Below are 21,663 nucleotides of genomic sequence, written 5' to 3' on the forward strand. Positions count from 1 at the left end.
TGAATTTGTGCCTCACAAGTACCCGTGAAACTCGGGTTCGTGGTCCTGTCGGTCAGACAGCCCATCGACGTAGGATCGCGGGACGGCTTCCAGTGCTTTCGGTTCAAGGTCCAGACATTGGACCGAGACTGCTACGAGTTCATCCTTACCGCTCTCGCCCCTGATCCGACCGTGAGTTTTTACGCCACATTTTCGACAGAAGCAGTGGGTGATGGCCTCCGCGCCGAAGCGGTATTCGGCTATGTTTTCTGATCCTTCGACAAGCGTGAAGTCCGCGGCTGGAATAGGCGCAATCCATGCGCGGGATTTGGTGCATATCGAACAATTGCAGCGGATCGTGGTCTGATTGAGGTCCAGTTTCGCCGTGAGACGAATGGCACCGCAATGGCATCCGCCAGTTTGAAGAGTGCCGCTCATGGTTCAACCTCCGTCGTTTGCGTGCGGAGCTTGGAGAGCCGATCAAGACATTCCCGCCATCCCTCAACATGTCCATCGCGGGTCGCTTCGTCGGCAAAGCCGAGCTGTTCGAAGATCACGCGTGTGCCTTGGCCGTCTGGCGCGAAGCTCACGCGAATTTCCGTCTCAGGACCGCGCTTGTTTTTTTCGACCCATGCGAAGGTAAATCGAAGCAGCCTCGGCCTCTCGACTTCAAGCATCGTGCCACTCTGGGAAAACACGGTTCCGTCCGGAGCTGTCATAGTAATTGCCCACGCATCACCGGGCTTCAGAGACCATGCCTCAACTGTTGCTTTGAACGGACGGCCCGCATCGTCTTTCGGTCCCCACCATTGTGCTACCTCGTCGGGATGCGTCCAAAGATCGAAACACGTCTCAAGTGACTGGTTGATATGACGTTCGAGTCTAAGGTCAGCGGTCATCTGTTGTACCTTTCTGGTCGGGAAAGTGGCGTTCCGCATGTTCGGCAAAATGATCCAGCGTGCCTTGCCAGAACTGTTCATAGTCCTTCAGCCAATCCGCGATGGTTTTCAGCCCATCCGGGTTCAGGCGACAGGGACGAGTCTGGGCAACGCGCGTGCGGAGAACCAGCCCCGCGCCTTCCAGCACCTTGAGGTGAGAAGAGATCGTTGGTTGCGTGAGGTCGAACTGTTCAACCAGTTGCGAAACTGTGGCCTCGCCTCGTGCCAGGTGGGCGATGATTTCACGCCTTGTCGGATCGGCCAAGGCAGAAAGTGATGCGGTGAGATCAGTCATGTGAATCGATTACCATCTATATAGATGGTTGTCAATTTAATGGGCGTGAGCGCGCGTTTGTTTCCCAACAACGGCGGGCTATTGAGTATCAAGTAGCATCTCGCACTACGGCCACAAAACGTCCATCGGACGTGATGCCGGGTCTCGCGGGCACCACCTTCACATCGCCTGTTTTAACGCCCGTCCCGCACGTCTGATTAAAACGCAAAAGCGCCCCCGTGGGGGCGCTTTCCGTCTTGGAACCCAGGGCAGGTTCAGTCGCTGGTATGGGTCAGTTTAGGCACGTCCGAGGCCCCCGCGGACCCGCGCCCCGAAAGGGAGGGGTTTTCCATGAAGAAGCGGTGACAGTTGAAGGCGAATTCGCCCTCAGGCACCGGGTGACGGGTGAACTTGCCCGACGGCTCCATGATCCAGCTTTGCGCCGTGTCGGCGAGGTTCGCGGCCATGACCTGGCTGACGATCTGCGCCTTGACGGTGGCATTGTGGATCTCGACCCCGGTTTCGACCCTACGGTTCAGGTTGCGGCCCATCCAGTCGGCGGACGAGATGAAGACCCGCGCCTTCTTGCTGGGCAGGCCCTGGCCGTTGCCGAAACAGGCGATGCGCGAATGTTCCAGGAACCGGCCGACGATGCTCTTGACGCGGATGTTGTCGGACAGACCCTTGATCCCCGGCCTCAATCCGCAGATGCCCCGGATCACGCAGTCGACCTGCACGCCGCCTTGGCTGGCGCGGTAGAGCGCGTCGATCATGTCCGGCTCGATCAGAGAGTTCATCTTGATCCAGATCTGCGCCGGTTTGCCCGCCTTGGCGTGCTCGATCTCCTTGTCGATCATCTCGATCATGCCGGATTTCAGCGAATGCGGAGAGATATAGAGGTTCTCCAGCCCGGCGGGCATGGCGTAGCCGCTGAGGTAGTTGAAGATCTTGGCCGCATCGCGCCCCAGCGCCCCGTCGCAGGTAAAGAACGACAGGTCGGTGTAGATCTTGGCGGTGATGGGATGGTAGTTGCCGGTCCCCCAGTGGGTATAGGTCACCAGACGGTCGCCCTCGCGCCGCACGACCTGGGAAATCTTGGCATGGGTCTTCCAGTCGAGGAAGCCATAGACCACATGCGCGCCGGACCGTTCCAGCCGCCGCGACTGGCGGATGTTGGCCGCCTCGTCGAACCGGGCCTTCAGTTCCACCAGCGCGGTCACCGACTTGCCGTCTTCCGCCGCCTCGCAGAGTGCCTCGACGATGGGAGAGTTCTTGGACGTCCGGTAGAGCGTCTGCTTGATCGCCACCACGTCCGGATCCAGCGCCGCCTGCTTGAGGAACCGCACCACCATGTCGAAGGTCTCGTAGGGGTGATGCAGCAGCATGTCCTTCTGCTTGATCGCCTCGAACATGTTGCCGTCATGATCCTGCACCCGTTCGGGCACGCGCGGGGTGAAGGAGGGCCAGAGCAGGTCGGGGCGGGCGTCGATCACCAGTTCCTTGGTGTCGGCCACGCCGACCATGCCTTCCAGCTCGATCACTTCATCGGGGCGGACGTGCAGTTCGTCCATGACGATCTTGCGCAGTGCCTCTGGGGCGCCCTGGGTGATGGTCAGGCGCACGACTTCGCCGCGGCGACGGCGCTTGAGCGCCACCTCGAATTCGCGCACCAGGTCCTCTGCCTCTTCCTCGACTTCCAGGTCGCTGTCGCGCAGCACGCGAAAGCCGAAGTGATCCTTGACCCGGTAACCCGGGAACAGGCTGTCGATGTGCAGCAGCAGCACCTCTTCGAGCTGGATGAACCGGTGCTCGCGGTCGCCGCCGGGCAGTTCCATGAACCGGTCGATCTGCTGCGGGATCGGCAGCAGCGCCTGCAGGGGGCGCTTGTCGCGGATGCGTTCCAGCTGCAGCGCCAGGCAAAAGCCCATGTTGGCGATGAAGGGGAAGGGGTGCGCCGGGTCGATGGCCAGCGGCGACAGCACCGGAAAGACCTGCGCCAGGAAGGCCTCGGAGAGGTATTTCACGTCCGCTTCGTTCAGATCGGAACGCGAGACGATAGAGATGCCTTCCTCGGCCATCAGTCCGCGCAACAGCGTCAGCACGCGCTGCTGTTCGGCCATCAGGCGGCGGGCGTCCTGGTCGATCAGCACCAGTTGTTCGGCCGGGGTCAGCCCGTCGGCGGCGGGCGTGGTGTTGCCGTTGTGGGCCAGTTCGCGCAGGCCGGCGACACGGACCGTGTAGAATTCGTCGAGGTTGGCCGCTGAAATCGACAAGAAGCGCATCCGCTCTAACAGCGGGACGCGGGTGTTTTCGGCCTCTTCCAGCACGCGCCAGTTAAAGCCGAGCCAGCTCAGCTCGCGGTTGTGGAAGCGTCCGGGGCCGGTCGGATCCAGGTCCGGCAGGTCGGTGGCGGGCGGCAGCGGGGCTTTGAGAAAATCGGCTTGGGTCATGGGGCGCTTATGCCTCTGCAACTGAAACAGGTTTATGACGGCACGCAGGTGACGTGCCGGTAGATCTTGGCCGCTGTGGCCGGGCAGGCGCCGGGGCCCGCGGTTCAGCCCTGCGCGCCACCGGGATCGTGCCGCGAGGTGCCGCGATCCTCGGCCCCCGGGGGCACCAGCCGTGACAGAACCCGCGCCGCCATCGGTCGGGTGATGTCACGCTGGTGGGCCAGGGCCTCGGCATCCAGCGCCGCCACCAGCCGCGCCGCCGTGGCATAGCTGCGCGGCATGTGGCGCACAAGATAGGACAGCACCTCCGGCCCGGGAAGCAGTTGTCGGTCGGCGAAGAGCTTGGCCAGGAGGGCCGCCAGCAGGGAATCGTCCGGTTCGCTGATCTGGGCCAGCTGGGCGTGCATCATGCGGCTGGCCAAGTCCGGCAGTACCAGCGGCCAGAGCGCGGGCGCGCGGGTGGCGGTGACCATCAGCGTGCCGCCGTTCGCCAGCACAAGGTTGTGCAGGTGAAACAGCATTTCCTCGGCGGGGCGGTCGCCGGCAATCTCTTCGATGTCCTCGACGCAGACCGGGCCGCCCGCCAGGGCGGGGATGGTTTCGGCACTCAGATCCCGGGCCTTGACGATCCGCGCGCCAGACTGCGCCGCCCAGACATGCGCCAGGTGGGTCTTGCCCGATCCGGGCGGGCCGACCAGCACCAGCTTGTGCGAGGGCCAGGCGCGCCAGCCCTCGATCTGCGCGACCGCCAGCATGTTGGCCGGACTGACAAAGAAATCCTCCCAACCCAGCGCCGTCCGCGACGGCAGGGGCAGGGGCAACTGGTTGCCGGTGCTCATTTCTCGTCGCTTTCGAAAAAGCTGCTGCGCGCAGAAATCCCCAGGAACAGGCGCGAGCCCTTGTATTGCTGGATCGCGAAGCGGATCAGGACACCCAGTGCCGCCGCCAGCGGCACCGCCACCAGCAGACCGACAAAGCCGAAGAGCGTGCCGAAGACCGACAAGGCCAGCAAGAGCCAGACCGGGTGCAGACCGACCGAATTGCCCACCAGGTTGGGCGTCAGGATATTGCCCTCGACGAACTGGCCGAACTGGAAGATCGCGTAGACCGCCACGATCCACCACCATTCACCCCAGAACTGGAAGATCGCCAGCCCCACGGCCAGCACGCCGCCGACGATGGCGCCGACATAGGGAATGAAGGTCAGCGCCCCGGCGATCACGCCCACCACCGGCCCGAACTGCAGCCCCACGGCCCAGAGCGCCAGCGCGTAATAGCCACCCAGGATCACGCAGACCGACCCCATGCCTCGGATGAAACCCGCCAGAACGCGGTCGACCTCACCCGCAAGGCGGCGGATCACCGGCTTGTGGTCGAGGGGCAGCATGTCGTCGACGCGCTCGACCATGCGGTCCCAGTCCATCAGCAGATAGACCGCCACGACCGGCGTGATCAGCAGCAGCATGACCAGGTTCAGAAGCGAGCCGACAGAGGCCAGCGCGGCCTGGATCAGCTGGCCGCCGCGCTGCTTGATCGTGTCGCCCAGGTCGGTCAGCGTGGACCGGACCACGCTGCCTTCGTCCATGATGTTGGGGAAGCGTTCGGTCAGAAAGGCCTGCAGGTCGCGGAACAGTTGCGGCGCGAACTCGAACAGCGCGATGGCCTGCTGGATCAACAGCGGGATCACCGCCAGCGTCATGATGACAAAGAGGATCAGCGCCGCCACGGTAATGACTGCCGTCGCCGCCCCGCGCTTCAGCCCGGCGCGCTCCAGCGCGTCGGCCACCGGGTCCAGGCAATAGGCGATGGCGCCGCCCAGGATGAAGGGCAAGAGCACGTCACCCAGGAACCAGAGCACGACGGAAAAGACCGCCGCCGCGATCCCCCAGTACTTCATCTGATCCCTTACGGGCAGGGCCATTGGCTATCCTTTCGCACTCCCCTTCATCGCCCGTATATGGCCGGGATTCAAGGATTTGCGCGTCACGGTGCTGCGAAAACTGGGGAGTCTTCGGTGGATGGATGGCCTATTGGATCACCTTGCTGCGTTCCGCGGCGATCTCTGCCTTCAGCCGGCGCATCAGGCGGCGGCGCTTCAACGGATTGCGGGTCAGGCCGCGCAGCGCTTCTTGACCCCGGGTCCGAGCCATCCGGGCCAGGTCATCCGCCCGCGCCACCGACCCGTCGACGGTGGTTTCGAAACAGGAGAGCGCCCTGCGCGCGACGGTCTCGTAGAGATCCTCCTCCGTCGGGGACGCAGCCGCCGGTTCCGGCGCCGCTTGGGGTGCGGGCGGGGCAGGGGTGATATAACGGGCCAGGCAACGGTCGAACTCGCGCCGGAGCGCGGGCATCTCCCGCTCGGGCACGTGCCGAGTGCCGTCCAGGAAGTCCTGCACCAGCACCATCTCGGCCCGCGCGCTGGCCCGCGTGCTCTCGGGCATCATCTCCCAGACCTCCGCCATCCGCGGCGCGATCTCCTGTTTCCGCATGTTCCGCCTTTCGGTTCCTGTCCCCGTCCCGGGCCGGCCCCGGGACCCTATTTGCCGCCACACGGAGGATCGGGCGGGACATAGCCCTCGGGATAGGCCTGCCACTTTAGCCATTCGTCGCGAAAATTGTGCTTGCCGTGGTTGGGCAATTCCCATCTCGGCCAGTGTGCTGGCCTTTCGCGGCCCTCGGGCAAGGTGACACTGGCATCCCCGAACATCTCATCGATCTGTTCCTGCGAGAGGCCGATTCCGGACAGACCAACCTCCTTGAGCGCGGCGGCTCTCAAAGAGGCCGCGCTCAAGGAGGTTGGAAGCCGCGCCCCGGAGAGGTCTGCCCCCTCCATCCGCGCCCCGGCGAGGTCCACCCCCTCCATCCGCGCCCCGTCAAGGCGCGCGCCGGAGAGGGTCAGCTTGCTCAGGTCCGCCTTTTGGAGATTGGTCTTGCGCAGGTCGGGGCGATAGCCGCGATAGCCGGAAATCGTCATTTTCCAGTCGTCCAGCTGGTCGATGTATTCATCGACCGCCCCCGCCGGATGTGGTTCGCCGTCAGGCGCGTTCGGCAATTTCGGGCAGGGCGTATCAAAGACCCAGTCCGCCGAGTCCAGCGCCTCATCCCCCCAGCGCGCCTCGACCTGCAACTGCTCCTTGGTACGTCGTCCGATGATCCGCAGCGCCAGCGCAATATCTGCGCGCGGATCGTCCAGCGATTGCGCCCAGTCCCGGGCCTTTGGCCCATCCTCACCGTGGAATCGTTCGTCTCGCTTCTTGACGTGCTCTACGCGCTCTTCCTCGCTCGCATCGTCCGCCAGTGGTTCCCACTCCGGCAACGGGAAATCCTTGGCCTCCGATGCCGGAGCATTCTCTCGCACATAGGCGCAGAGAATCTCCATCACCCGCACATGGTCGCGCTTCTTGTCATAGCGTGTCGAATCCTGCGCGATCCGCTCCAGTGACAACAGTCCCCCGATCCGCACTTCGATATTAGGGACGGTGCGTTCGTTGGTCGCCATGTTACCGTTCTTGTCTCGCCCGGGCATTCCGTCCGGTGCGAGGGCAGGCACAATGACCGTCTTCTCCGCCCCAAGCTGTTCCACCGCCTTACTGATCCGCTCGGTGATATGGCCTTCCTTCTGGAATTCCACGGTGCGATGTTTCAGTACCGCCCCCCAGATCACGAACGGCCCGCCCAGAAAGGCCGCGACGACGGCCCCCATGCCAAAACCCACGTTGTCCAGAAACGACTCCATCCCCGAGAACAGCAGCCACAGGTGCCAGAGCGTTCCCGCAAGCAGCAGGAACCAGAATGGCAGCAATGCCCAGCCAAGGGCTGTCAGGGCGTCAGTCTGGCCCATCGCGGCGCATCGCGAAAGGGGGCGGGCGAGGGGCACCCGCGCGGCCATTTCCGCACGCTCTTGCCTGCCTTCATCCAACCCGCTACGAGGGGCAAAACCGCTGTTCCAGAGGACCCTTATGCGCCTGTCCCGCTACTTCCTGCCCGTTCTCAAGGAAACGCCCTCCGAGGCTCAGATCGTCAGCCACCGCTACATGCTGCGCGCCGGCATGATCAAGCAGGCCTCCGCCGGGATCTATTCCTGGCTGCCGCTGGGCTTCAAGGTGCTCAAGAACATCGAGAATATCGTCCACGAGGAGCAGATCCGCGCGGGCCATATCCCGATGCTGATGCCGACGCTGCAATCGGCCGATCTGTGGCGTGAATCCGGCCGCTACGACGACTACGGCGCCGAGATGCTGCGCATGAAGGACCGGCACGATCGCGACATGCTTTACGGTCCGACCAACGAGGAGCTGATCACCGACATCTTCCGCAGCCATGTCGGCAGCTACAAGGACCTGCCGCTGACCCTGTATCACGTCCAGTGGAAGTTCCGCGACGAGATCCGCCCGCGCTTCGGCGTGATGCGGGGCCGCGAGTTCTACATGAAGGACGGCTACAACTTCGACCTGACCAAGGAAGACGCGCTGCACGCCTACAACCGCCACCTCGTCAGCTACCTGCGCACCTATGAACGCATGGGCCTGCAGGCGATCCCGATGCGCGCCGCCGGCGGGCCGATCGGCGGCGATTACACCCATGAATTCCTGGTGCTGGCCGAGACCGGCGAGTCCGAGGTGTTCTACGACTCCGAGATCACCGATCTGAAGTTCGGCGACCGCGCGATCGACTATGACAGCCACGCGGAATGCCAGGCGGTGCTGGAGGAATTCACCTCGCGCTATGCCCGCACCGATGAAACCCACGACGAAGAGGTCTTTGCCAAGGTTCCCGAGGCACGCCGCCGGCAGGCGCGCGGCATCGAGGTTGGCCAGATCTTCTACTTCGGCACCAAGTACTCCGAGCCGATGGGGGCGACCGTGCAGGATGCCGAGGGCAACAAGGTGCCGGTGCACATGGGCAGCCACGGGATCGGCGTCAGCCGCCTGCTGGGCGCGATCATCGAGGCCAGCCACGACGACAAGGGCATCATCTGGCCCGAGGGCGTGACGCCGTTCCACTGCGGGATCGTCAACCTCAAGTCCGGCGATGCCGAGGCCGATGGCGCCTGCGAGGCGATCTACGCCTCGCTCACCGCGCTGGGGCTGGAGCCGCTCTACGACGACACCAACGAGCGTGCGGGCGGCAAGTTCGCCACGATGGACCTGATCGGTCTGCCCTGGCGGATCACCGTCGGGCCGCGCGGTCTGAAGAACGGCGTTGTCGAACTGACCTCGCGCCGTACCGGTGAAAGCGAGGAGATGCCGCCCGAAGAGGCGGTGGCGCGGATCGCTGCGATTTACAACAAGGTGCTGCCGGGGGCATGATCCGCGGGCGTCAGCCCCTGGATACCTCATGCGCCTGTTCCGCCTAGTCCTGATCCTGATCGCCTGCGCCGTGCCCGCGTTCGGGCAATCCGACCGCGTGGCCCTGGAATGGTCCCGCTGGCTGGAGGCGCAGGGCAAGCCGCCCGGCGCGCTGGTCTTCCTGATCGGGGACAGCCTGTTGCTGGGGCGGGACAGCGGCTATGACCCCGACCTGGCCGTGCCCCTGGCCAGCCTGTCCAAGGGCATCACCGGGCTTTGCGCCCGGGCGCTGGTGGATGAGGGGCTGATGGCCTGGGACGATCCGCTGAATCGCTGGATCGAGGGCGGCGGCACAATCACGCTTGCCCAGCTTGTGACACATACCTCGGGCCTCTGGCCGGATGAAACGCAGGGCGCGATGTCCGGATGGCGCGGCGACACCACCCGCCGCTGGCAAGAGGTGACGGCCACCGCGCTCGACCGGGACCGGCAGGAGGGCAAGCGCGGCAGCTATCGCTACAACAACGAGAATTACGCCATCCTCGGTCTTGTGATCGAGGCGGTCACGGGGAACCGCTACGACAAGGCCTGCGCCCTGCGCGTGCTGGAGCCGCTGGGGATCACCACGGCGCGGCTCTCGCCCGAGTATGGGGGCTATGGCCCCTGGGGCGGCTGGCAGATGTCGGTGCGCGACTACGCGCGGCTGATGCGGGAGGGGTTCACGGCGATGGACCCGCGGGACACGCCCTCGGCAGACCTGGGCGGCGGTGCCTTCTACGGGCTGGGGATGCTGTTCCGCACCGGGCGCGACATGGCAAACCACTGGCATTTCGGTGCGCTCTGTTTCCGGGATGCGGGGCTGGGCGCCTTTGCGGTGAACTGGGCGGGGAAATACACGATCGTCGCGGCCTATGGCGCCTGCGTAGACGAAGAGGCTATGCTGGCGCTGGACGCGGCATTGGTGCGGGCGGTTTTCGCCGACTGACCCTCGGCGCGCGCTTTCCTCTCGTGCGGGGAGACGGTTTCTGGCATTCTGCGACCAAGATCGCCAAGAGACGCGACGGGAGGCACAGGCAGATGTTCTTGCGGGTAGTGGCCCTTGCGGCCGGGCTGACGGGCGCCGTAAGCCTGTCGCAGTTCCCCGAATATTCCCAGCAATACATGCAGCGCCTCGGCGGCGCGGTGGATGAACTGGCACGCCAGGTCACGCGATACGAGGCGGATGCGGCGCGGGTGGGACTGGAGTTGGACGCCTACCTTTCGGCCCTGGCCGAGGAGGGCGAGCTTTCGCGGACCCAGGCCGGCAACATGGCCAGCGACATCGCCCGGCACGCACGCCTGTCGGAGGCGCTGGCACGGCTGGAAGGGGCGGGCCCCTTCGCGCGGGCCAAACTGGCCTTCGAGATGCGACCCGACAGCGAGGTTGCACATCGGGCCTGGCAGAGCTTCAAACCCGCGGTGCCTGCCACCTTCGAAGGGACGGTCTTTGCCGGGGCGGGGTTCCTGGCGGGCTGGGCGGCGCTGGCGCTGGTCTTCGCGATCCTGCGGCGCAGCTTGCGGTTGGTGACGGCCCCGCTGCGCGGGCGGGGCGAGGTCTGAGCGCGGCCACGGCGCCACAAGGTCCCGGCGGCACGGCACAGGAAAGGGGCAGGCGGTCAGGCGACCGCCTCGACCTCGGCCACGATGCCGTTGACGACCTGGCTCAGCAGGTCTTCATCCTCGCATTCCGCCATGACGCGGATCAGCGGCTCGGTGCCGGATTTGCGGATCAGCAGGCGGCCCTTGCCGGTCAACATGCCCTCTGCATCCGCGATCGCCTTCTTGACGCTGTCCGCGTCCAGCGGCAGCACACCGGCGCCGTAGCGCACGTTCTTGAGCAGTTGCGGCACGCGGGTAAAGCTGTGGGTCAGGTCCGAGGCGCGCTTGCCGGTGCGCACCATTTCCGACAGGAACTGCATCCCGGCCATCAGCCCGTCGCCGGTGGTGGCGTAATCGGTCATCACGATGTGGCCCGACTGTTCGCCGCCCAGGTTCCACCCGCCCGCGCGCATCGCCTCGACAACGTAGCGGTCGCCGACCTGCGTCCGTTCCAGCCGCAGGCCGCGGTCGTCCAGGAACCGTTCCAGCCCCAGGTTGGACATGACTGTTGCCACCAGGGTGCCGCCCTTCAGCCGGTCTTCTTCGGCCCAGCGGGCCGCCAGCAGCGCCATGAACTGATCGCCGTCGGCCACCTGGCCGTTCTCGTCGATCAGGATGATCCGGTCGGCATCGCCATCCAGGCAGAGCCCCACGTCAGCGCCGTGCCGGCGCACCGCCTCGGCGGCGGCGGCGGGCTTGGTCGAGCCGCAGTTGTCGTTGATGTTCAGACCGTTGGGCGCGTTCCCGATCTGGACCACGTCGGCGCCCAGCTCCCACAGGACCTCGGGGGCGGTCTTGTAGGCGGCGCCATTGGCGCAATCGACCACCACCTTGATCCCGTCCAGCCGCAGCCCGTGGGGCAGGGTGCTCTTGACCCGCTCCTGGTAGCGGAAGCGGCCATCGTCGATCCGGCGGGCGCGGCCGATGTTGTCTGGCTGGGCGGGGCGCACGCCGGACTCGACCAGCGCCTCGATCTCGGCCTCGACGTCATCGGACAGCTTGAAACCGTCGGGGCCAAAGAACTTGATCCCGTTGTCGGCGGCGGGATTGTGGCTGGCCGAGATCATGATCCCGAGGTCGGCCCGCATCGAAGTGGTCAGAAGGCCCACGGCAGGGGTTGGCACCGGCCCCAGCAGCAGCACGTTCATGCCGGTAGAGGTCAGCCCGGCGGTCAGTGCGTTCTCGAACATGTAGCCCGACAGCCGCGTGTCCTTGCCGATCACGACACGGTGGACGCCCGAGTGTTCATTGCGGAAATACCGCCCCACGGCTGCGCCCAGCATCAAGGCCATCTCGGCTGTCATCGGGTAGGTGTTGGCGGTCCCGCGCACACCGTCGGTGCCAAACAGCTTGCGGCTCATGGAAAGCTTCCTCTCGAAATGGCCCGCCACATGGCCAGCGCCTGGGCGGTTGCTGAAACATCGTGGACACGGACGATCTGCACCCCCTGAGCGGCCGCCGCCTGCGCCACGGCGACAGAGCCGGAGACCCTCTCGGCCGAGGTCTGGACGCCGGAAATCTTGCCGATGAACCCCTTGCGCGAGGCGCCCACCAGGACCGGGCAGCCCAGACCGTGGAACAGCGCCACGTCGCGCAAGAGCGTCAGGTTGTGGTCGATCGTCTTGCCGAAGCCGATGCCGGGGTCGACGATGATCCGGGCACGCGGGATGCCCAACTCCTCGAGCATGGCGACCTGCGCGGCCAGGAAATCGTAGACGTCCAGCAGCACGTCGTCATAGCGCGGATCCTGCTGCATGGTTTCCGGGTCGCCGCGCGCATGCATCACGCAGACGGGCAGCCCCCGGTCGCGGCAGTAATGCGCCAGCATCGGATCGTAGGTGAAGCCAGAGACATCGTTGACCAGCGCCGCGCCGGCCGTCACCGCCGCCTCCGCCACCGCTGACTTGCGCGTGTCGATCGAGACCGGCGTGGTCAGTTCCCGTGACAGGGCGGTGATGACCGGCTCTATCCGCGCGATCTCTGCCTCGTTCGGGACGGGCAGGGCGCCGGGACGGGTGCTTTCGCCACCGACGTCGATGATATGCGCCCCCGAACTGACCATGCGGCGCGCCCGTTGCACCGCCTTGGCGGCGGTCTGGTGGTTGCCGCCGTCCGAGAAACTGTCCGGCGTGACGTTGAGGATGCCCATGATGCGCGGGCTGTCCAGGACCATGCCGGCGATGGCGGCCCGAGGCGCGGAGAGGCGCGTGCGCCAATCCTCGGGGATCTCGGACAGGGAAACGTTGCGCGGCGGCGCGTCGCGGCTGTAGCGGACAGCCTGCGTGAACCAGCCCGGCCCGCCCGCCAGGTCGAGCGCTTCATCGGGGCGGGGGCTGTCAAAACGGACGACGGGACGGAAATAGACGCTCATGCGGGGTGACTGACCGATCAGGAAAGACTTGGCAAGCGGTTAGAACAGCGAGGTGCTCGGGGGCAGGGCGCGGGCGGGAACAGAGATCTCGTCCGGCAGGTCTTCGCCGATCACCAGCAGTTCGCAGGCGTCCAGTTCGTCCGCGAACCAGGCCGCCAGCGCAACGGAGTCGCGCGGCTGCGCCTGCGGGCCCTGGGTCGCGTCCAGCACGATCTTGGAAGGGGCCCAGACGCAGATCTGTCCGTTCTTCATCGCCCAGTCCAGCTCTGTCCGGGTGGCGACCACCTTGGCCCGGTCGTCGCGCGCGGCCAGGCACCAGGCGTTCTGTTCGATCGACAGCAGGTCGACCCGGCGCTGGGTCATCTTGTGCCCGGTTTGCGGGATCTCGGTATCGGGGCGTCCGACGCAGAGGATCAGCGGCGCGGGCCGGGCCTCGAGCTGGTCCAGCCAGGAGGTCAGCCGGGAATCGCCCATCGCCTCGTTCGACAGGTAGACGACGCGGGCGTGCGGGCGCTCCTGCGCCACTTCCTCGGCGATCTCGCCCAGGTGGTCGGCCACGTCGCGGCGCGAGCGCACGATTTCCACCCCCAGCGCGCCGGGGCCGCGATCCAGCTTTTCCACCCTTACGAAGGCACGCAGGGCCTGGGGTTCCAGCAGGATGCGTTCCGCGATGCGTTCGGCCAGCGTTTCCAGCAGGTTGAGCCGCTCTGCCTCGAGTTCGTGGCTGATCGCCTCTGTCACCCGGTCGTAGGACAGGATGCGGTCCACGTCGTCATCCAGCGGGCCGGTAAAGGGAATGACCTCGACCACCACGTTGAAACGGACGCGCTGTTTCTGGCCGCGTTCGGCCTGAAAGGCGCCGATATCGACCTCGACCACATGGTCGCGCACCGAGATGCGGTCATGCGGCGTGTCTCCGGCTGTGGCGACGCTGCGTTCGGAAGGATGGGCAAAGGCTAGGCGGATGTCGCTGGGCATGTCGGCCCCTGTCTGTTGTGTGATGGCCCGTGGTAACGAAAAGGGCGCCCGACGGCCAGCCGCAGGCGCCCTTTTGCGAACCTTTGGCGACGGATTATTCGCCGCGCCAGGTGTGGCGGTAGAAGATGTGGACCCCGTGGGCAAAGGTCTTGGTGTATTTCCGCGACCAGTCGGGCGACACCCAGGTGGCGTGGTAATGCGTGGCGCCCTTGGTCAGGCCGGTTGCCTTGCCGTCCAGCACCGCGCGGGCGACCTTGCCGACCCGGCTCCACGAGCGTTTGTCGTCGATGTGTTCCGGGCGGCCGTCGCAGGTATAGGTGAACTGGCAGGCGAACTTGCGCCCCGTGCCCTGGTTCACCACGCCGCAGACCGAATTCGGAAAGCGTTTCGACGCGACCCGGTTCATGATGACCTCGGAGACCGCGAAAAGCCCTTCGATGGTCTCGCCCCGGGCCTCGAAGTACAGGGCCTCGGCCAGGCAGCGCCATTGCGGTCCGCCCTCGGGTGCGGGCTGTCGGGACAGCCAGGTCTTGTCATAGAGAAAGCCGCCGCCGCCGGTCACCGTGCCCGCAGCCGCAGGGATCGGTTTCACGGGCGTGACGAGCCCCTTCAGATGGGTGTTGCCCACGCGCGCCAGCGCGCGGCTTTCAAGTGACAGGAGAGTCTGCGCGCTTCGGGCCGGGTCGGCAGAAACCGGGCCGGAAGTCAGGGCCAGTTGTGCGGCGATGAACGAAAAGGCCGCAAGGACAAGGCCACGGCGCAGGGCAGTGGTCAGAAGTTTCATGTCGAAAATATCCCCCAATCGAACATGCATCGCGTGGTGCCTCACGTCACGCGACGGACGCACCCATACAGAATAATGGCAATTGGGTAAAGAATGCTCGGGGACTCGTCGGCGGATTGTCCCCCCGACTGTGGCCCGAGACCGGCGCCCGGGGCGATTTCAGCCTTGCAGGCTTAGCGTTTGCGCGGCCCGTCCAGGCCGCGGTCGCGCAGCGCAAGCTGTGCCGCCGCCAGCCGTGCAACCGGCACGCGGAAGGGGGAACAGCTGACGTAATCCATCCCCGCCGAGCGGCAAAAGGCAATCGATTCGGGGTTGCCGCCGTGTTCGCCGCAGATCGACAGGGTCACAGACGGGTTGGTCGCCCGCCCGCGCTGCACGCCCGTGGCCACCAGTTCTCCGACGCCGTCGATGTCGAGGACGTGGAACGGGTCCTCGCGAAAGACCCCCTGGCTGACGTAGTCGGACATGAACCGGCCCGCATCGTCGCGCGACAGCCCGTAGGTCATCTGGGTGAGGTCGTTGGTCCCGAAAGACAGGAAATGCGAATAGGGCGCGATCTCGTCCGCGCGCAGGCAGGAGCGCGGCGTCTCGACCATGACGCCCAGGCGATAGGTGATGTCGCGCCCGCGTTCGGTGCGCACCGCCGCCGCGACCGCCTCGATCCGGGTCCGGATCAGTTCGACCTCGCGCTTGGCCGAAACCAGCGGCAGCATGATCTCCGGCACCACCGCAGGGGCGCCTTCGCGGCTGGCGTCCAGCGTCGCCTCGAAGATGGCGCGTGCCTGCATGTCGTAGATTTCGGGCACCGTGATGCCCAGCCGCACGCCGCGCAGGCCCAGCATGGGGTTGTATTCGCCCATCGCCTGCACCCGCCGGGTGACGTCCGAAACCGGAAGATCCAGCGCCTCGGCCAGGTCGCGCAGGCCCGCGCGGTCGGTGGGCAGGAACTCGTGCAGGGGCGGATCGAACAGGCGGATGCAGACCGGCAGCCCCTCCATGATGCGGAAGAGCTCCGTGAAATCATTGCGTTGCATCGGCAGGAGCAGAGCCAGTGCCGCCTGCCGGTCCTCGGCCGTGTCGGCAAAGATCATCTCGCGCATGGGGGTGATGCGGTCGGTTTCAAAGAACATGTGCTCGGTCCGGCACAGGCCGATCCCCTGGGCGGCGAAATTGCGCGCGGTGGCGGCATCGGCGGGCGTGTCGGCATTGGCGCGGATGTCGATGTCGCGCACCTCGTCGGCCCAGCCCATCAGCGTGTTGAAGGCATCGTCGAGCGCCGCCTCGATCATCTCGGGCGCGCCGCGCAGGATCTGACCCGAGGTCCCGTCGAGCGTGACCGTGTCGCCCTCGCGGTAGGTGCGCCCGTCCTCGCCCTGGATGGTCCGGCGCTGCAGGTTGAAATTCATCCGCGCCGCGCCCACCACGCAGGGCAGGCCGAGGCCGCGGCCGATCACCGCGGCGTGGCTGGTCATGCCGCCGCGTTCGGTCAGCACGCCCACCGCCGCGTGCATGCCCCGCACATCCTCGGGAGAGGTCTCGCGGCGGACCAGGATGCAGGGTTCGTTGCGCGCGGCGCTGGCCTGCGCCTCGGCGGCGGAAAAGACGATCTTGCCGGTCGCCGCGCCGGGGCTGGCGGCGATGCCGCGCCCGATGACCTCGCGCCGGGCTTCGGGGGCGACCTGCCGGTGCAGAAGCTCGCTGATGGCGCGGGGTTCGATCCGCAGCACCGCGTCCTCGGGCGTGATGATCCCGTCCTGCGCCAGGCGGACGGCGATCTGCAGTGCCGCGCGCGAACTGGCCTTGACGCGCACCCCGTCGAGAATATGGACCTCGCCGTTCTGGATGGTGAACTCGATCTGCATCTCGGCGCGCAGGCGGGCGCGCATCAGGTCGGCATGGGCCTTGAGATCGGCAAAGGCCTTGGGCGCCAGTTCCTCCAGCGAGGGGCCGCGCGGGTCGCGTTCGAGGTAGAGGCTTGCGGCGCCGCCCTGCAGGGCCTCGCGGCCCTGGCTCTGGCTGAGGTAACGGCCGGTCAACTGGCGCTTGCCGGTGTCCGAATTGACCAGCTGCAACACGCCCGAACCGCATTCGCCGTGACCCAGTCCCAAGGCCATTTCCTGCACGACAAGGCCCAGGCCGGCGTCCACCGGCGCGCCCTTGGCCTGCCGCAGCAGCCGGGCCGAGGTGCCTTCCCAGGCGCGGGCCATGCTGCGCAGTACCTCGCGCAGCTGCAGCGCGGGATCCTGCGGGAACTGTTCCTCGGACTCTTCCTCATAGGCGCGCAGGGCGGCGGAGAGGCCGGCGGTGCCGTTGTCCTCGATCTCGTCGAACAGGTCCGGGTCGAGCCGGGCGACATGGATCGCGTAGGCCTGCACGAAGCGCAGGTAGAGCCCCGCCGCGGCCTCCTGGCCGATCCTGTCCGACATGTCGACGAAACGGGCGTCGTTCATGCCGATGTTCAGGATGGCACCCGGGCCGCCCCAGTCCGGATCCTCGGAAGAGGGGCGCACGCAGAGCAGGGCGCCCGGGTCGAAGGCGGCAATCAACGCCCCCATGTCGGGGAACTTGCCCGCGGCGATGCGATGCACCGCGTCAAAGGAGAGCGCCACGGTGCGCGGCACCGGCAGGTCGAGCCGCACCAGCCTTTGCAGGCACTTGGCCCGCCCGCCGTGCGTGGGCGTGGACATGGGCGCGTCCTGGGTGATCAGGGTCACATGCGGGTTCTGGATATCGGGTTTCTGCACTGCAGCACCTTTGCGTTGGCGGGCAGAATACGCGCTGAGCGACGCTTGGCAAGGCGGGAAACCGGATCGGGCGCGACTGGGGCTTGGACGCGCCTCCGGCACAGGGGTTTGGTCGCGCCTCCGGCGCAGGGGTTTGGTCGCGCCTCCGGCGCGGGCGCGGTGCCTAATCGCCGGCCGCGGGCGGAGTGGGCCGGGCTGCTGCTTCCACGGAGTGCCGAAGACCCTCGGGGGAAAGAGCGTGGGGAGACGGGGCAGAGCCCCCTGTGCTGGTCGAAAGATGGCTGTGGCCCGAGTTCCGCCCGTGCCTGTCCTTGCCGGCGCCATAAGCGCAGGGTCAGGCCGACCGGGGCTCCGCCCGTTCGGGGCTCAAAGGCGCCACTGGCGCCTTTGTCGGGCTGCGCCCGAGCCGCCGCTCAGCCCTCGATCTTCGTCAGGTCGGCCACTTGCAGGCAGGTGTTGCGGATGCTGGCCAGCATGTTGAGCCGGTTGCGGCGCACCACCTGGTTTTCGGCGTTAACCTGCACCGCCTCGAAGAAGGCGTCGATGGGCGCGCGCAGACCGGCCATCGCCTCCATCGCGGCGCCGAAATCTTCGTCCTTCATCGCCGGGGCGATGCGGGTCTCGGCGGCCTCGAGCGCGGCAAAGAGCGCACGTTCCTCGTCGGTTTCGGCGAATTTGACGTCCGCGCCAAAGCTGTACTCGACGCCGTCCTTTTCCTCGGCCTGGGCCAGGATGTTGTTGGCGCGCTTGAATCCCTGTAACAGGTTCTCGCCGTCGTCGGTCTTGAGGAATTCGGACAGCGCCTCGGCCCGGGTGACCAGAAGGCGCAGATCGTCGGTGCCCGGCATCGCGAGGCAGGCGTCGATCACGTCGTGGCGGATGCCCTGGTCGCGCAGCCAGACCTTGAGCCGGTCATGGAAGAAACCCAGCAGGTCGTCGCTCAGGTCGGGGACGGGGGCCACGACCGGGGCGATCTCCTTGCCGCCGGTCGAAAGACGGTCCCGCAGGGCGGCCCAGGCAGCGCCGAAGACGCCGTGGTCGGCGATCTCCTCCACCAGTTCTTCGAGTTCCTCGATCTGGGTGTCGTCGAGGTCGCCGTTCCCGAGCGCGATCTTGTGACGGACCAGCTGCGCGTCGATGAAACGGTCGAGGTTGATCCGCAATCCGTTTTCCAGCACCAGCCGGATCACGCCAAGCGCGGCGCGGCGCAGGGCATAGGGGTCTTTCGACCCGGTGGGTTTCTCGTCGATGGCCCAGAATCCGGTCAGCGTGTCCAGCTTGTCCGCCAGTGCCACGGCGACCGAGACCGGCGCGGTGGGCACCGCGTCAGAGGGGCCAAGCGGCGCATAATGCTCTTCGCAGGCGGCGGCGACGGAGGCATCCAGCCCGGCGGCCTCGGCGTAGTAGCGGCCCATGAGGCCCTGCAGTTCGGGGAATTCATAGACCATCTCGGTGGAGAGATCGGCCTTGGCCACATCCGCGGCCTCGCCGGCCAGGTGCCGGTCGGCGCCAACGGCGGGCGCGATGCTGCGCGCGAGCGCAGTGATCCGCGCGATGCGGTCGCGCTGGGACCCAAGCGCATGGTGGAAGGTCACGTTGCCCAGCCGTTCCGTCCAGGCGGACAGCCCTTCGGACTGCGCCACGCGCAGGTCGTTTTCCCAGAAGAACTTGGCGTCCGACAGGCGCGCCGCCAGAACCTTCTGGTTGCCGGCGAGGATCGTGGCGCCATTGTCCGAGGCCTCGATATTGGCGACGGTCACGAATTTCTCGATCCGGCCCGTGGCGGGGTTCTTCACCGAGAAGAACTTCTGGTGTTCCTTCATCGAGGTCTGCAGCACCTCGGGCGGCAGTCCCAGGAACTCTTCGGCGATGTCGCCCATCAGGACAACGGGCCATTCCACCAGCCCGGCGACCTCGCGCAGGAGGCCCTGGTCCTCGACCACCTCCAGCCCGCGGGCAAAGGCCATGTTGGTGGCATCATGCCAGATGGTATCGGCGCGCGCCTGCGGGTCCAGGATGACATGGGCGCGTTTCAGGCGCGTCTCGTAGTCCTCGAAGCCCGTCACCTCGAAGGCGCCGTGGCCCATGAAGCGGTGGCCCTCGGTGGTCTGACCGGCCTTGATGCCGTCGATGTCCAGGTCGATCGGATGATCGCCGGCCTCGTCGGTCAGCAGGCAGAGGATACGGTGCAGGGGCCGCACCCAGCGCAGCGAACCGGCGCCCCAGCGCATCGATTTGGGCCAGGGGAAGTTGCGAATGGTCTTTTCAAGCTGCTCGGCCACGATCTCTGCCGCCGGGCGGCCCGGGGTGACCACGGTGGCATAGTAGAAGGCGCCCTTTTTCTCCTCGCGCTCTTCCAGCTGGTCGCGGGTGACACCGGCACCGCGCATGAACCCCTCGAGCGCCTTGTCCGGCGCACCAACCTTGGGGCCGCGCCGTTCCTCGCGCAGGGTGGGGCTTTCGGCGCTCAACCCGTGGATGGTCAGCGCAAGGCGGCGCGGGGTCGAAAAGGCCTCGGCGCCGGAATAGGTCAGCCCGGCCTCGACCAGACCGTCGGTCATCAGCTTCTTGAGGTCCTGGGCCGCCTTGCCCTGCATGCGGGCGGGGATCTCTTCGGAGAAGAGTTCGATCAGAAGATCGGGCATTTATTGATCCTTCTCGAAACTGTCGCGGTCGGGGCAATCGTCCCCCAGCGGCGTGCCGTCGTAGGCCTTGTCGCCGCATTCATTGATCTCGTGCCAGACATAGCCTCGGCCGTCGTCGGTGATCGCCACGACGCGGTCGATGCCGAATTCCATGTTGCGGTGGCCGGTAAAGACGCGGGCGGTGCCGGCATCGATTTCTTCGCCCAGGGCTTCGGCATCGAAACAATCGAACCAGCCGGGCGCGTTGCGCGGCTCGGCGCCCTCGTAGGGCAGGTAGATGTCTGCCGCCGCGGCGGGCGTCAGCGTCGTGCTGAAACAGGCGCGGTAGCGGATCGGCGAGCTGTCGGCGTCGATGCCCCGGAAATCGGCATAGGGGATTGCCGTCCGGCTGCCGTCCTGCGTGGTCAGCATGACGTCATCGGTGCCCGTCGGCACCACGTCCTCGTAGAAGTGGTAGACCTGCAGGTAGTAGATCGAAATCCCCGCGATCAGGCCGCAGAGGACGATGGCACCCGCCATGAGCTTGCCGAGGTTCACGCGGCGTACCCCCCGGCCTCGGTCTGGGTGAAGGCATCGGCGCACATCTTGGCCAGCGCGCGCACGCGTCCGATATAGCTCTGCCGTTCGGTGACAGAGATCACGCCGCGCGCATCCAGCAGGTTGAAGATGTGGCTGGCCTTGATGCACTGGTCATAGGCGGGATGCGCCATGACGATGCGGCGGTCCATTTTGGGGTCCTGCGGTTTCTGGTCGAGGATGCGGGCGCATTCGGCCTCGGCCTCCTCGAAGTGGCGCAGCAGCACCTCGGTGTCGGCCACGTCGAAGTTCCAGCGCGAATATTCCTCTTCGGTCTGGCGAAAGACATCGCCATAGGTCAGCGGCTGCGGGCTGTCGGGGTCGTTGAAGGGCATCTCCATGACGTGATCGACGCCGAGGACGTACATCGCCAGCCGTTCGAGACCATAGGTCAGCTCGCCGGAGACCGGCGTGCAGTCATGGCCGCCGACCTGCTGGAAATAGGTGAACTGGCTGACTTCCATGCCGTCGCACCAGACCTCCCAGCCAAGACCCCAGGCGCCCAGCGTCGGGCTTTCCCAGTCGTCCTCGACAAAGCGCACGTCATGCAGCGCCATGTCGATGCCGATGGCCTCGAGGCTGCCGAGATAGAGCGCCTGCAGGTCCGGCGGGCTGGGTTTGATCAGCACCTGGTACTGGTAGTAGTGCTGCAGGCGGTTCGGGTTCTCGCCGTAGCGTCCGTCGGTCGGGCGGCGCGAGGGCTGTACATAGGCGGCGGCCCAGGGACGGGGGCCGAGGGCGCGCAGGGTGGTCGCCGGGTGGAAGGTGCCGGCGCCGACCTCCATGTCGTAGGGCTGCAGAATCGCGCAGCCCTTGCCCGACCAGTAGGTCTGAAGGCGCAGGATGATTTCCTGGAAACTGCGAGGCTTTTGCGGGCTCCCGGCCATGTCAGGGCTCCTTTTTTCGGCTGGCGCCTGATTAGGGCGCTGTGCGGGCGGGGTCAATCTGATAGGACGGGCGCGCTTCACGCCCTTTTTGCGTGCATGTGCCCCGGCTTC

19 protein-coding genes are annotated in these 21,663 nt (G+C 66.3%); 3 read left to right on the top strand and 16 right to left on the bottom strand.

All coding sequences use genetic code 11. The features are described 5' to 3' along the window. Positions 1–12 precede the first annotated feature (12 nt). The 8 genes from ACQY5B_RS07535 to ACQY5B_RS07570 form a co-directional block, all read right to left on the bottom strand. Positions 13–417 (bottom strand): GFA family protein, encoded by a 405-nt coding sequence (locus ACQY5B_RS07535; protein ID WP_420325738.1) that lies wholly within the window; start codon positions 415–417, stop codon positions 13–15. Next, positions 414–878: an SRPBCC family protein gene (locus ACQY5B_RS07540; RefSeq protein WP_420325737.1), complete on the bottom strand. Its 465-nt coding sequence runs from the start codon at positions 876–878 to the stop codon at positions 414–416. The genes ACQY5B_RS07535 and ACQY5B_RS07540 overlap by 4 nt, the downstream gene beginning before the upstream one ends. After that, a complete protein-coding gene (locus tag ACQY5B_RS07545) occupies positions 868–1,212 on the bottom strand; it encodes an ArsR/SmtB family transcription factor (protein WP_420325736.1) in 345 nt (114 codons plus the stop codon). The genes ACQY5B_RS07540 and ACQY5B_RS07545 overlap by 11 nt, the downstream gene beginning before the upstream one ends. Positions 1,213–1,466: 254 nt before the next feature. Further along, the gene (locus ACQY5B_RS07550) at positions 1,467–3,641 is read right to left on the bottom strand and encodes an RNA degradosome polyphosphate kinase (protein WP_420325735.1); all 2,175 of its coding nucleotides are present in this window, start codon (positions 3,639–3,641) and stop codon (positions 1,467–1,469) included. A 104-nt stretch (positions 3,642–3,745) separates the two neighbouring features. Then, positions 3,746–4,480, bottom strand: a complete 735-nt coding sequence (locus tag ACQY5B_RS07555; RefSeq protein ID WP_305971475.1) for an HdaA/DnaA family protein — start codon at positions 4,478–4,480, stop codon at positions 3,746–3,748. Beyond that, complete coding sequence (locus ACQY5B_RS07560) at positions 4,477–5,562, bottom strand: AI-2E family transporter (protein WP_305971474.1); 1,086 nt, start codon at positions 5,560–5,562, stop codon at positions 4,477–4,479. The genes ACQY5B_RS07555 and ACQY5B_RS07560 overlap by 4 nt, the downstream gene beginning before the upstream one ends. A 106-nt stretch (positions 5,563–5,668) precedes the next feature. Then, positions 5,669–6,130 (bottom strand): hypothetical protein, encoded by a 462-nt coding sequence (locus tag ACQY5B_RS07565; RefSeq protein WP_420325734.1) that lies wholly within the window; start codon positions 6,128–6,130, stop codon positions 5,669–5,671. 47 nt (positions 6,131–6,177) lie between these two features. Further along, the gene (locus ACQY5B_RS07570; protein ID WP_420325733.1) at positions 6,178–7,482 is read right to left on the bottom strand and encodes a pentapeptide repeat-containing protein; all 1,305 of its coding nucleotides are present in this window, start codon (positions 7,480–7,482) and stop codon (positions 6,178–6,180) included. Between the two features lie 118 nt (positions 7,483–7,600). Between ACQY5B_RS07570 and proS the strand changes: the two genes are divergently transcribed. The 3 genes from proS (at position 7,601) to ACQY5B_RS07585 (ending at position 10,528) form a co-directional block, all read left to right on the top strand. Further along, entirely contained in the window at positions 7,601–8,950 is a 1,350-nt protein-coding gene (gene proS, locus ACQY5B_RS07575) for a proline--tRNA ligase (protein WP_420325732.1), read from the top strand. A gap of 28 nt (positions 8,951–8,978) precedes the next feature. Continuing rightward, a complete protein-coding gene (locus ACQY5B_RS07580; protein ID WP_420325731.1) occupies positions 8,979–9,914 on the top strand; it encodes a serine hydrolase domain-containing protein in 936 nt (311 codons plus the stop codon). A 92-nt stretch (positions 9,915–10,006) separates the two neighbouring features. Continuing rightward, the gene (locus ACQY5B_RS07585; RefSeq protein ID WP_420325730.1) at positions 10,007–10,528 is read left to right on the top strand and encodes a DUF2937 family protein; all 522 of its coding nucleotides are present in this window, start codon (positions 10,007–10,009) and stop codon (positions 10,526–10,528) included. Between the two features lie 56 nt (positions 10,529–10,584). On the opposite strand, the gene glmM is transcribed toward ACQY5B_RS07585, so the two are convergent. The 8 genes from glmM to ACQY5B_RS07625 all read right to left on the bottom strand — a co-directional run bounded on the left by glmM (position 10,585) and on the right by ACQY5B_RS07625 (position 21,552). After that, positions 10,585–11,928, bottom strand: coding sequence for a phosphoglucosamine mutase (gene glmM / locus ACQY5B_RS07590; RefSeq protein ID WP_420325729.1), 1,344 nt, complete (start codon positions 11,926–11,928; stop codon positions 10,585–10,587). After that, positions 11,925–12,938, bottom strand: a complete 1,014-nt coding sequence (gene folP / locus ACQY5B_RS07595; RefSeq protein ID WP_420325728.1) for a dihydropteroate synthase — start codon at positions 12,936–12,938, stop codon at positions 11,925–11,927. The genes glmM and folP overlap by 4 nt, the downstream gene beginning before the upstream one ends. Before the next feature lie 39 nt (positions 12,939–12,977). Beyond that, positions 12,978–13,916 (bottom strand): dihydroneopterin aldolase, encoded by a 939-nt coding sequence (locus ACQY5B_RS07600; RefSeq protein ID WP_305971466.1) that lies wholly within the window; start codon positions 13,914–13,916, stop codon positions 12,978–12,980. Positions 13,917–14,010: 94 nt separating this feature from the next. Continuing rightward, positions 14,011–14,700 carry a cell wall hydrolase gene (locus ACQY5B_RS07605; RefSeq protein WP_420325727.1) on the bottom strand — a complete coding sequence of 230 codons (690 nt, stop codon included), beginning with the start codon at positions 14,698–14,700 and terminating at the stop codon, positions 14,011–14,013. A 173-nt stretch (positions 14,701–14,873) separates the two neighbouring features. Then, complete coding sequence (locus ACQY5B_RS07610; protein WP_420328687.1) at positions 14,874–17,387, bottom strand: putative PEP-binding protein; 2,514 nt, start codon at positions 17,385–17,387, stop codon at positions 14,874–14,876. A 470-nt stretch (positions 17,388–17,857) separates the two neighbouring features. Next, a complete protein-coding gene (gene glyS / locus ACQY5B_RS07615; protein ID WP_420325726.1) occupies positions 17,858–20,089 on the bottom strand; it encodes a glycine--tRNA ligase subunit beta in 2,232 nt (743 codons plus the stop codon). Then, the gene (locus ACQY5B_RS07620) at positions 20,090–20,626 is read right to left on the bottom strand and encodes a DUF6446 family protein (protein ID WP_371931784.1); all 537 of its coding nucleotides are present in this window, start codon (positions 20,624–20,626) and stop codon (positions 20,090–20,092) included. Continuing rightward, positions 20,623–21,552: a glycine--tRNA ligase subunit alpha gene (locus tag ACQY5B_RS07625; RefSeq protein ID WP_420325725.1), complete on the bottom strand. Its 930-nt coding sequence runs from the start codon at positions 21,550–21,552 to the stop codon at positions 20,623–20,625. Before ACQY5B_RS07625 ends, ACQY5B_RS07620 begins: the two co-directional genes overlap by 4 nt. Positions 21,553–21,663: the final 111 nt, after the last annotated feature.

The organism is Antarctobacter sp., from assembly GCF_965277915.1.
Taxonomy (GTDB): domain Bacteria; phylum Pseudomonadota; class Alphaproteobacteria; order Rhodobacterales; family Rhodobacteraceae; genus Antarctobacter.

What these genes read in the sequence shown, in the direction of transcription:
- ACQY5B_RS07550 (WP_420325735.1), bottom strand. Translation starts at nt 3,641, where the DNA reads ATGACCCAAGCCGATTTTCTCAAAGCCCCGCTGCCGCCCGCCACCGAC.
- ACQY5B_RS07545 (WP_420325736.1), bottom strand. Translation starts at nt 1,212, where the DNA reads ATGACTGATCTCACCGCATCACTTTCTGCCTTGGCCGATCCGACAAGG.
- ACQY5B_RS07555 (WP_305971475.1), bottom strand. Translation starts at nt 4,480, where the DNA reads ATGAGCACCGGCAACCAGTTGCCCCTGCCCCTGCCGTCGCGGACGGCG.
- ACQY5B_RS07535 (WP_420325738.1), bottom strand. Translation starts at nt 417, where the DNA reads ATGAGCGGCACTCTTCAAACTGGCGGATGCCATTGCGGTGCCATTCGT.
- proS (WP_420325732.1), top strand. Translation starts at nt 7,601, where the DNA reads ATGCGCCTGTCCCGCTACTTCCTGCCCGTTCTCAAGGAAACGCCCTCC.
- ACQY5B_RS07570 (WP_420325733.1), bottom strand. Translation starts at nt 7,482, where the DNA reads ATGGGCCAGACTGACGCCCTGACAGCCCTTGGCTGGGCATTGCTGCCA.
- ACQY5B_RS07540 (WP_420325737.1), bottom strand. Translation starts at nt 878, where the DNA reads ATGACCGCTGACCTTAGACTCGAACGTCATATCAACCAGTCACTTGAG.
- glmM (WP_420325729.1), bottom strand. Translation starts at nt 11,928, where the DNA reads ATGAGCCGCAAGCTGTTTGGCACCGACGGTGTGCGCGGGACCGCCAAC.
- glyS (WP_420325726.1), bottom strand. Translation starts at nt 20,089, where the DNA reads ATGCCCGATCTTCTGATCGAACTCTTCTCCGAAGAGATCCCCGCCCGC.
- ACQY5B_RS07605 (WP_420325727.1), bottom strand. Translation starts at nt 14,700, where the DNA reads ATGAAACTTCTGACCACTGCCCTGCGCCGTGGCCTTGTCCTTGCGGCC.
- ACQY5B_RS07565 (WP_420325734.1), bottom strand. Translation starts at nt 6,130, where the DNA reads ATGCGGAAACAGGAGATCGCGCCGCGGATGGCGGAGGTCTGGGAGATG.
- ACQY5B_RS07600 (WP_305971466.1), bottom strand. Translation starts at nt 13,916, where the DNA reads ATGCCCAGCGACATCCGCCTAGCCTTTGCCCATCCTTCCGAACGCAGC.
- ACQY5B_RS07625 (WP_420325725.1), bottom strand. Translation starts at nt 21,552, where the DNA reads ATGGCCGGGAGCCCGCAAAAGCCTCGCAGTTTCCAGGAAATCATCCTG.
- ACQY5B_RS07580 (WP_420325731.1), top strand. Translation starts at nt 8,979, where the DNA reads ATGCGCCTGTTCCGCCTAGTCCTGATCCTGATCGCCTGCGCCGTGCCC.
- folP (WP_420325728.1), bottom strand. Translation starts at nt 12,938, where the DNA reads ATGAGCGTCTATTTCCGTCCCGTCGTCCGTTTTGACAGCCCCCGCCCC.
- ACQY5B_RS07610 (WP_420328687.1), bottom strand. Translation starts at nt 17,387, where the DNA reads ATGTCCACGCCCACGCACGGCGGGCGGGCCAAGTGCCTGCAAAGGCTG.
- ACQY5B_RS07585 (WP_420325730.1), top strand. Translation starts at nt 10,007, where the DNA reads ATGTTCTTGCGGGTAGTGGCCCTTGCGGCCGGGCTGACGGGCGCCGTA.
- ACQY5B_RS07560 (WP_305971474.1), bottom strand. Translation starts at nt 5,562, where the DNA reads ATGGCCCTGCCCGTAAGGGATCAGATGAAGTACTGGGGGATCGCGGCG.